Source organism: Micromonospora rosaria (assembly GCF_001567585.1).
Classification (GTDB): domain Bacteria; phylum Actinomycetota; class Actinomycetes; order Mycobacteriales; family Micromonosporaceae; genus Micromonospora; species Micromonospora rosaria.
In genome coordinates this window covers 42,535-51,914 of record NZ_LRQV01000038.1, presented here as the reverse complement: position 1 = coordinate 51,914, position 9,380 = coordinate 42,535, and the positions used below count along the sequence as shown (strand labels likewise).

The window sequence follows — 9,380 nt, the reverse complement described above, 5'->3', positions numbered from 1 at the left end:
CACGACCGGGGTCGCGCGCCACGGTCCGGGTCGCCCCCGCACGCCGACCGCCGGGGCGCACCCCGGGGCCGTACCCGGTCCGGCGCGCGGCGTCGTTGCGCCGCACCACCGCACGCCGGGGTCCGCTCCCGGCGTGGTCCAGGGCTGACCACCGGTCCCCGGTCCTCCCGGGGGGAAACCGGGCAAACATATCGACATATGTCGATCAAGTGGAGAGGGGAACCCGATGTCCGTCCGATGGCGCGTGGTCGCCGCGGCCAGCGCGCTCACCGTGCTCGGCCTGACCGTGCCCGCAGTGCCCGCACACGCCGCGAACCCGATCGTCACCGCCGTCTACACCGCCGACCCCGCGCCCCTGGTGGTCGGCAACACCCTGTACGTCTACGCCGGCCGGGACGAGGCGCCCACCGGCACCAACGCCTTCGTCATGCGCGAGTGGCGGGTGCTCTCCTCCACCGACGCCGCCACCTGGACCGACCACGGCCCCCGGGCCACCGTCGGCACGTTCGGCTGGGCCGGCGCGGACGCCTGGGCCAGCGAGGTGGAGCCGCGCAACGGCAGGTACTACTGGTACACCTCGGTCAACGGCCGGGGCGCCGGCTGGATGGACATCGGGGTGGCCGTCGGCGACAGCCCGCTCGGCCCGTTCACCGACGCCAAGGGCGGCCCGCTGATCAGCGACAGCACCCCGAACTCCTCCGGCCTGAACATCGACCCGACCGTTTTCACCGACGACGACGGCCAGGCCTACATCTACTGGGGCGGCTACTGGGGCGCGCGGGCCGCGAAGCTCAAGCCCAACATGATCGAACTGGACGGGCCGGTGCTCACCCCGCAGGGGCTGACGAACTTCTGGGAGGCCCCCTGGATGTTCAAGCGCAACGGCCTCTACTACATGATGTACGCCGCCAACGACACCACCGGCTGCGTCACCGACTCGAACTACGCCTGCCAGCGGTACGCCACCGCGACCAACCCGCTCGGCCCGTGGACCCACCGGGGCGTGGTGCTTGACCGGGTCTCCTCCACCACCAACCACGCCGGCGTGGTCGAGTTCAACGGCCAGTGGTACATCGTCTACCACAACGCCAACGCCCCCGGCGGCGGCAACTTCCGCCGCTCGGTCGCGGTGGACCGGCTCTTCTTCAACGCCGACGGCACCATGCAGAAGGTCGTCCAGACCACCACCGGCCCGCCGCCGAACCCCGGCGGGGGCAACCCGGGCGGCCCGCCGGCCGGCACCAACCTGGCCCCCTCGGCGACCGCCTCGACCTCGTACGTCTCGGCGTGGGAGAACCTCTCCGCGATCAACAACGGGGGAGTGCCGGCGAACTCCGCCGACCGGAGCAACCTGGCGTACGGCAACTGGCCGCAGCAGGGCACCCAGTGGGTCGAGTACACCTGGCCCTCGGCCCGGTCGGTGAACCGCACCGCCGCCTACTGGTTCGACGACGGCCAGGGCATCGACCTGCCCGCCTCCTGCCAGGTGCAGTACTGGACGGGCAGCGCGTACGCGCCGGTGCCGGGGCAGTCCACCTGCGGCGTCGCCGCCGACACGTACAACGTCACCACCTTCACCACGGTGAGCACCACCCGGCTGCGGCTGGTCTTCACCGCCCGCGCCGGCTACTCCACCGGACTGCTGGAGTGGCTGGCCTACCAGCCCTGACCGGCCCCCACCACCGTCCGCACCCGTCCCCGCGGAGGAGACCCCGTGTTCCGTGTCCCCACCCGTGGCCGCGCGCCCACCGCGCTGGCCCTGACCGCCGTCCTCGCCGTCGGCGCGCTGACCGTGCCGGCCCCGACGCCCGCGCACGCCGCGCAGACCATCGGCTACCCCACCTTCACCGGACCGGCCGTGCCCGCCCCACCGGTCGGGCTGCGCACCGGCGACACCATGCGCGCCATCTACGACGCCGAGAGCGGCGGCACCGACTTCTGGATGGACCGGCTGCTCGCCCGCCCCGGCAACGACCCCGCCGGGCCCTGGCTGATGACCCGGGGCCGGGGCATGTTCATGTACACCCACAACCCGTCGGTGATCGGCTTCGGTGGCAACGCCGCGTACTGGGACAACATCAGCAGCCAGAACGCCTACGCGGTGGCGGTCACCCCGGGAACCTTCACCGAGCAGGTGGCCAGCCGCTGGCAGTCGCCCAGCCACTGGAAGGGCGTCTACACCAGCGGCGCGGTCCGGGTCGAGGTGAGCAAGTTCGTCACCCACCAGAACGTGGCGGTGACCAACCTGACCCTGGTCAACACCGGCACCGCCGCCGCCACCATGCAGCTTCGGGCCACCTCGCCGTACGCGACCACCGGCAGCGGCAGCGAGCTGACCGGCACCCGCGCGGTGAAGAACAACCTGACCACCCTCTACCCGCGCCTGTCCGGCGACGGGTTCACCGTGACCAGCGGTGGGCTGAACCGCTCGGTGACCCTCGCGGCCGGGCAGCGGGTCACCACCAAGGTCCAGATGGGCTTCGTCACCGAGGAGATCCCCGAGTCCCGCACCGAGTACGACACCTACCGGCAGTACGACCCGGCCACCGCCTTCGCCACCCACGTGCGCGCGTACAACCGCTGGTGGGCGGAGAACATCCCGTACGTCGACGTGCCCGATCCGGCGATCAAGAAGAACATCTACTACCGCTGGTGGCTGATGCGCTTCAACCACCTCGACGTGGACATCCCCGGGCAGGACTTCCAGTTCCCGGTCTCCATCGAGGGTGTCACCGGCTACAACAACGCCATCGCGCTGACCCAGCCGATGCACATCGACGACCTGAAGTACCTGCGCAACCCGGTGTGGTCGTACGGGCCGTGGCTGTCGGTGGGGCAGTCGTCGAAGGGCGGCCGGTTCATGGACAACCCGGGCGACCCGGAGAACTGGTCCAACTCGTACACCCAGTACATCGCCGAGGCGGCCTGGCGCAGCTACCAGATCCACGGTGGGCAGCCGGTCATCGCCGGTCACCTGGCCCGGTACGCCGAGGGCGACGTCAAGGGGCAGCTCGCCACGTACGACACCAACAACAACGGGGTCATCGAGTACGACTGGGGCGCGATGACCGGCAACGACGCCGACGCGGTGTCGTTCCACTGGCGCGCGGGCAACCTGGACCGCGCCGAGACCGCCTACGTCTACAGCGGCGCGCTCGCCGCGCAGCAGGCGTACGCCCTGGTCGGCGACACCGCCAAGGCGGCCGAGATGCAGACGCTGGCCGACCGGATCCGCACCGGGGTGATCACCACCCTGTGGAACCCGTCCCGGCAACTGCTGGAGCACAAGCACGTGGGAACCAACACCCACGTGCCGTGGAAGGAGATCAACAACTACTACCCGTACGCGGTCGGGCTGATGCCCACCACCGAGCAGTACCGGCAGGCCCTGCGCCTGTTCGCCGACCCGGCCGAGTACCCGATCTTCCCGTTCTTCACCGCCAACCAGCGGGACAAGGCCGCCGCGGCGGCGGCCGGCCAGCCGGGCAGCAACAACTTCTCCACCATCAACTCGACCGTGCAGTTCCGGCTCTACTCCTCGGTGCTGCGCACCTACCCCAACCAGTGGATGTCCGCCGAGGACTACAAGAAGCTGCTCTACTGGAACACCTGGGCGCAGTACGTCGGCGGCAACACCCAGTGGCCGGACGCCAACGAGTTCTGGGCCAACTGGAACGCCACCACCCGGACCATCGACTACCGGTCCTGGATCCACCACAACATCCTCGGCAGCAGCAACTGGACGGTGGTCGAGGACGTGGCCGGGCTGCGGCCCCGCACCGACACCCAGATCGAACTCTCGCCGATCGACATCGGCTGGTCGCACTTCGCGGTGAACAACCTGCGGTACCGCAACATGGACCTGAGCATCGTGTGGGACGACCCGGCCGACGGGGTGACCCGCTACGACGGCGTGCCGCAGGGCTACTCGGTCTACCTTGACGGCACCCGCGCGTTCACCGTCGACCGGCTGACCCGGGTGCTCTACGACCCGGCCACCGGCACGGTCAGCCTGCCGGCCGGCGGCACCGCCACCCACCGCACCGCCGTCGCCGGTCTCCAGGCGCCGCAGCAGGTGACGCACACCTCCGCCCGGATGGTCGACATGTTCGCCAAGGCCGGCGCCGACCTGACCGGTACCGGGGCCAACCTGGCCCGGGGCGCGGCCACCACCGCGTCGTACACCGCCTCGGGCACGTCCACGGCGGCGGCGGTCGACGGGTACCCGATCAACGAGCCGATCTGGGGCACCGCCGGCTCGCCGAACGCCACCGACTGGTACGAGATCAACTTCGGGCAGGCCCGGACCGTCGACGACGTGTGGCTGTTCGTCCGCAACGACCGGGCCGGCAACCGGTATCGGCCACCCGCCTCGTACAGCGTGCAGTACCTCGACGGCAGCACCTGGGTCACCGCCCCGGGACAGGTCCGCACCCCCGGGGCCGCCCGGTCGAACCTCAACCGGGTCCGGTTCACCCCGGTCACCACTCCACGGCTGCGGGTGCAGCTCACCCACACCAGCGGGGCGAAGACCGGGCTGACCGAGGTGCAGGTGTACCAGCGGGGCGGCGGCGGCCCCGGCCCCGGCCCGGGGACGAACCTCGCCACCGCCGCGACCCCGTCCGCGTCGTACACCTCGGCGTGGGAGAGCGTCGCCGCGCTCAACGACGGGGTCGACCCGCCGTCGTCGAACGACACGGTCAACCCCCGGTGGGGGACCTGGCCGCAGACCGGCGCCCAGTGGGCCGAGCTGACCTGGCCCACCCCGCAGACCCTCCGGTCGGCCCGGGTCTACTTCTTCGACGACAACGGCGGGGTACGGCTGCCCGCCTCCTGGAGGCTCCAGTACTGGACCGGCAACGGGTACGCCGACGTGCCGGGCGCGAGCGGGTACCCGACCGCGCTCGACCGGTACAACGAGGTGACCTTCCCGGCGGTCGCCACCACCCGGCTGCGGATCGCGCTGACCAGCGGCACCGCCTCGGTCGGCCTGCTGGAGGCGCAGGCCTTCGCCTGAGGTGTAAGGAGGGGCCCCTTGTTAACGCTTTCTGTTGTACAGGGGCCCCTTCCTCACCGCGTCAGGTCGGTAGCCCGAGGGTGCGGGTGTCCCGGCCGTCGGACCACGGCCGGCGGTGGCGCGGGCGGTGATCACCCGCCGGTTACGCTTCGTCGCGGAGCCGGAGGCGACCGGTCCGGTGTCGAATCCCGGCCCGGTCCGGCGTCACCGGGCACGCCGACGTACCCGTCCGCCTGACCACCGCCCGCACCCACAGGGAGTGTCATGACCATCCCCGAGCTGCTCCGCCGGCACCGTCTCGTCCCCGTGGTCGTCCTCGACGACGCCGCCTCCGCCGAACCCCTCGCCGACGCGCTCGCCACCGGCGGACTGCCGATCGCCGAGGTCACCTTCCGCACCCCGGTGGCGGCCGAGGCGATCGCCCGGATGGCCGCGCACGGCGGGGTCACCGTCGGGGCCGGCACGGTGACCACGCCGGAGCAGGTGGACGTCGCGGTCGGGGCCGGCGCCCGGTTCGTGGTCTCGCCCGGGTTCAGCGCGGCCGTGGTCCGGCGCTGCCAGGAGCACGGGGTGACCGCCCTGCCCGGCGCGGTCACCGCCACCGAGGTCATCGCCGCCCTCGACGCGGGGGTCGACACGCTGAAGTTCTTCCCCGCCGGCACCTCCGGCGGCGCGGCGGCGGTGGCCGCCCTCTCCGCGCCCTTCGGCCAGGTCTCCTTCGTGCCCACCGGCGGCATCGACGCGGTCACCGCCGCCGACTACCTGGCGCTGCCCTCGGTGCTCGCCGTCGGCGGGAGCTGGATGGTGCCCCGGGCGGCCCTCGCCGCCGGTGAGTTCGAGAAGGTCACCCGGCTCGTCCGGGAGAGCGTCGAGGCGGTCGCCCGCTGACCGTGCCGGGCCGCCCCACCCTGGGGCGGCCCGACGCCCGTCGGCCCGACGCGGGTCAGCCCGGGGTCGCGGTCGCCGCGCCGGCCACCGCCGCCACCACCTCGTCGAGCGTGTCCAGCCGGCCGGGGCCGCCGAACTCCACCTCGACGCCGTACTCCTGCTCGATCGCGTCGACCAGGCGCAACAGGCCGAGCGAGTCCAGGCCCAGCGCCACCAGCGACTCGCCGGCGAGGGCGGCCCCGACCGGCACCGTACCCTCGGTGGCCGCGCCGACCAGCTCGGCGACCCGCTGCCGCAGCTCCGTGTGCTCCATCATCATCGATCCTTCCCGAACGCTCGGATGACCTCGGCGATCTCGGCGATGGTCGGGGTGTCGAAAAAGGTGTCCAGCGGCACCTCCACCCCGAGCCGTTGCTGGATCCGGCCGCTGATCCGGGTGATGGTCAGCGAGTGACCGCCGAGGTCGAACAGGTCCTCGTGCTCGCCGATCTCGGGGATGCGCAGCACGTCCTGCCAGATCACCCGCAACTCCTCGATCAGCGGGTCGGCGGCGGCCGGCTCCGCCGCGGCCCCGCCGTCCCCGGCCGCCGACGGCGGATCGGCCGGCGGGGGACCGGACCCGGTCGTCGGCTCCGGCGCGGTCCGGGGCCGGGGCGCGGGCAGGGCGGCCCGGTCCACCTTGCCGCTCGGCCCGGTGGGCAGCCGGTCGAGCAGCACCCAGTCGCCCGGTACCATCGCCGCCGGCAGGGTGGTCGCCAGGTGCCGGCGCAGGTCCGCCGGCTGGGGGGCGTCACCCCGGGGGACCAGGTACCCGACCAGGCTCGTCTCCGCCGTCTCCGGGTCCCGGTACGCCTGCACCGTCGCGGCGGCCACCCCCGGATGCTCCAACAGCCGGGCGGTGACCTCCCCCAACTCGATCCGGTGCCCCCGGATCTTCACCTGGTCGTCGGCGCGACCGAGGAACTCGATCCGCCCGTCCGGCCGCCACCGACACCGGTCCCCGGTGCGGTACAGCCGCTCACCCGGCCCGCCGTACGGGTCGGGGACGAAGCGTTCGGCGGTGAGGTCGTCGCGGCCCAGGTACCCGGCGGCGAGCCCGGCCCCGGCGAGGCAGAGTTCTCCGGGCACCCCCACCGGCACCGGGCGCAGGTCGTCGTCGAGCAGGTACGCCCGGGTGTTGGCCAGCGGACCTCCGATGGTCACCTCGGTCGGGTCGGCCGGGATCTCCGCCATGGTGGCGTAGATCGTCGCCTCCGTCGGCCCGTACCCGTTGACCAGCCGGTGGACCCGGGAGCGCAGGTCACGGGCGAAGGGCAGCGGCAGCGCCTCGCCGCCGGTCACCGCGACCACCGGCTCCGGGGTCCCCGCGCCGAGACCGGCCTCGACCAGCACCCGCCAACCGGACGGGGTGGCCTGGACGTGGGTCACCCCGGCCGCGCGCACCAGCCGGAGCACCCCGGCACCGTCCAGCGGGCCGACCCCGGCGGCGACCACCACCCGCCCGCCGGTGACCAGCGGCAGCCAGACCTCCACCGCCGAGATGTCGAAGGTCAGCGAGGTGAGGTTCAGCCACCGGTGCTCCGGCCGGCTGTCCAGCAGGTCCCGCACCGCCAGCAGCAGGTTGGTCAGCGCCCCGTGGGGGACCGCGACCCCCTTCGGCCGCCCCGTCGACCCCGACGTGTAGAGCACGTACGCCAGGTCGCCGGTAAGGAGGGGCCCCCTGTTAACGCTTCCGGTAGTACAAGGGGCCCCTCCTAACAGGTGGGCGCCGTCGCCGAGCACGAGGACCGGCCGGTCCAGGTCGGCGGCGAGGTCGGCGGTGGCGACCACCAGGGCCGGGTCGGCGTCGGCCAGCACGAGGTCCTGCCGGGCCCGTGGGTGACCCGGGTCCACCGGCACGTACGCGGCCCGGCAGCGCAGCACCGCCAGCAGCGTCGCCACCGCCTGCCAGGACCGCTCCAGCGCCACCGCGACCCGCGCGCCCGGCCCGACACCCCGCTCGCGCAGCAGGTCGGCCAGCCGGGCGCTGGCCGCGTCCACCTCCGCATAGCTGAGGGTACGGTCGCCGTCCACCACGGCCACCGCGTCCGGATCGGCCCGGACCCGCTCGGCGAACAGGGTCGGGACGTCCACGTCCGGGTACGCCCGCGCGGTGTCGTTCCAGTCCCGCAACACCCGCTCGTGCTCGGCGGCGGGCAGCAGCGGCAGGTCGGCCACCGGTCGCCCCGGGTCGGCGACCACGGCGGCGAGCAGGGTACGCAGGTGCTCCCCGATCCGGGCCACCGCGGCGGAGTCGATCACCCGGGGGCTGTGCTGCAGGCTCACCGTCATCCCGGTCGGGGCGTCGACCACCTGCACGTGCAGCGCGTTGCGGGCCGCCCCGGAGAAGAGCGTCCAGTCGACCCGGCTGTCCACCCCCGGGAAGACCGCCTCGGCGTCGCGCCGCCGGTAGCCGATCGAGACCGGGGTCAGCGCCGGGGCCGGCCGCAGCCCGGACACGGCGTGCGCCAGCGGCACCGCCCGGAACCGGTACACCTCCCGCAGCCGGGCCCGGACCTGCCGGGCGTACCCGTCGACCGTGCCGCCGGCCGGCGGGGCGGTGACCGGGAGTTCGTTGACGAAGAGTCCGACGTGGTCGGCCTGCTCCGGGGTCCGGGTGGACAGCGCCACCCCGACCGGGGTGTCCCGGTTGCCGTACCGCTGGAGCAGCACGTGCAGCACGGCCAGGAGCAGCTCGAAGCGGGTCACCCCGGCGGTGGCGGCGGCCCGGCCGAGCCCGTCGACCAGCTCCGCGCCGAGGTCGACGTCGACCACCGCACCCGGCTCGGCCCCGGTCGGTACCCGGACCAGGCCCGGCAGCACCACGTCGGCCGGCACCGCCGGCTGCCCCGCCCAGTACGCGCGGGCGGCCGGCAGGTCGTGGGCGATGCGGTCCCGCTCGGCGGCGGCGTGCCCGGCGTACCCGTCGGGCAGCGGCGGCAGCTCCACCGGCCGCCCGGCCACCGCCGCCGCGTAGGCGGCGGCCAGGTCCCGGACCAGCACGTCCTTGCTCATCCCGTCGAAGACCAGGTGGTGGGCGGTGACCAGCAGCAGGTGCCGCCCGTCGGCGTCGGTGAGCAGGGTGAACCGGGCCAGCGGCCCGTCGTGCAGGGCGTACCCCCGGGCGAGTTCCTCGGCCACCCGCCCCGCGGTGAGCGCGGCGAGGGCCACCGGCGGGCGCGCGTCGTGCGGGGCGAGCCGGGGCGCGCCGTCGGCGTCGGTGACCACCCGGGAGTCGAGGACCGGGTGCCGGTCGCGGACCGCCGCGCAGGCCGCCAGCAGCGCCCGGCGGTCCACCCGGGCGTCGAGGTGGACGCCCACCGCCATGTGGTACGCCGTCCCGGCGGTCCCCGCCTGCTCGGTGAACCAGACGGCGTGCTGTGCGGATGTCGCCTCCACGGTGCCCACGTGCTCTCCCTGCTTGTGTGTCGGTGGT

Annotated in this window: 5 protein-coding genes; 3 read left to right on the top strand and 2 right to left on the bottom strand. The window is 73.7% G+C overall.

The window, feature by feature from the left end; genetic code table 11:
- Positions 1-226: 226 nt before the first annotated feature.
- The 3 genes from AWW66_RS13005 (at position 227) to eda (ending at position 5,905) form a co-directional block, all read left to right on the top strand.
- A complete protein-coding gene (locus AWW66_RS13005) occupies positions 227-1,669 on the top strand; it encodes a glycoside hydrolase family 43 protein (RefSeq protein WP_067364838.1) in 1,443 nt (480 codons plus the stop codon).
- A 45-nt stretch (positions 1,670-1,714) separates the two neighbouring features.
- Positions 1,715-5,017 (top strand): discoidin domain-containing protein, encoded by a 3,303-nt coding sequence (locus AWW66_RS13000; protein WP_067364835.1) that lies wholly within the window; start codon positions 1,715-1,717, stop codon positions 5,015-5,017.
- A gap of 264 nt (positions 5,018-5,281) precedes the next feature.
- Positions 5,282-5,905, top strand: coding sequence for a bifunctional 4-hydroxy-2-oxoglutarate aldolase/2-dehydro-3-deoxy-phosphogluconate aldolase (eda, locus tag AWW66_RS12995; RefSeq protein WP_067364832.1), 624 nt, complete (start codon positions 5,282-5,284; stop codon positions 5,903-5,905).
- A gap of 55 nt (positions 5,906-5,960) precedes the next feature.
- On the opposite strand, the gene AWW66_RS12990 is transcribed toward eda, so the two are convergent.
- Positions 5,961-6,224, bottom strand: a complete 264-nt coding sequence (locus tag AWW66_RS12990; protein WP_157527434.1) for an acyl carrier protein — start codon at positions 6,222-6,224, stop codon at positions 5,961-5,963.
- The gene (locus AWW66_RS12985; RefSeq protein ID WP_211271932.1) at positions 6,221-9,352 is read right to left on the bottom strand and encodes a non-ribosomal peptide synthetase; all 3,132 of its coding nucleotides are present in this window, start codon (positions 9,350-9,352) and stop codon (positions 6,221-6,223) included. The genes AWW66_RS12990 and AWW66_RS12985 overlap by 4 nt, the downstream gene beginning before the upstream one ends.
- Between the last annotated feature and the right edge of the window lie 28 nt (positions 9,353-9,380).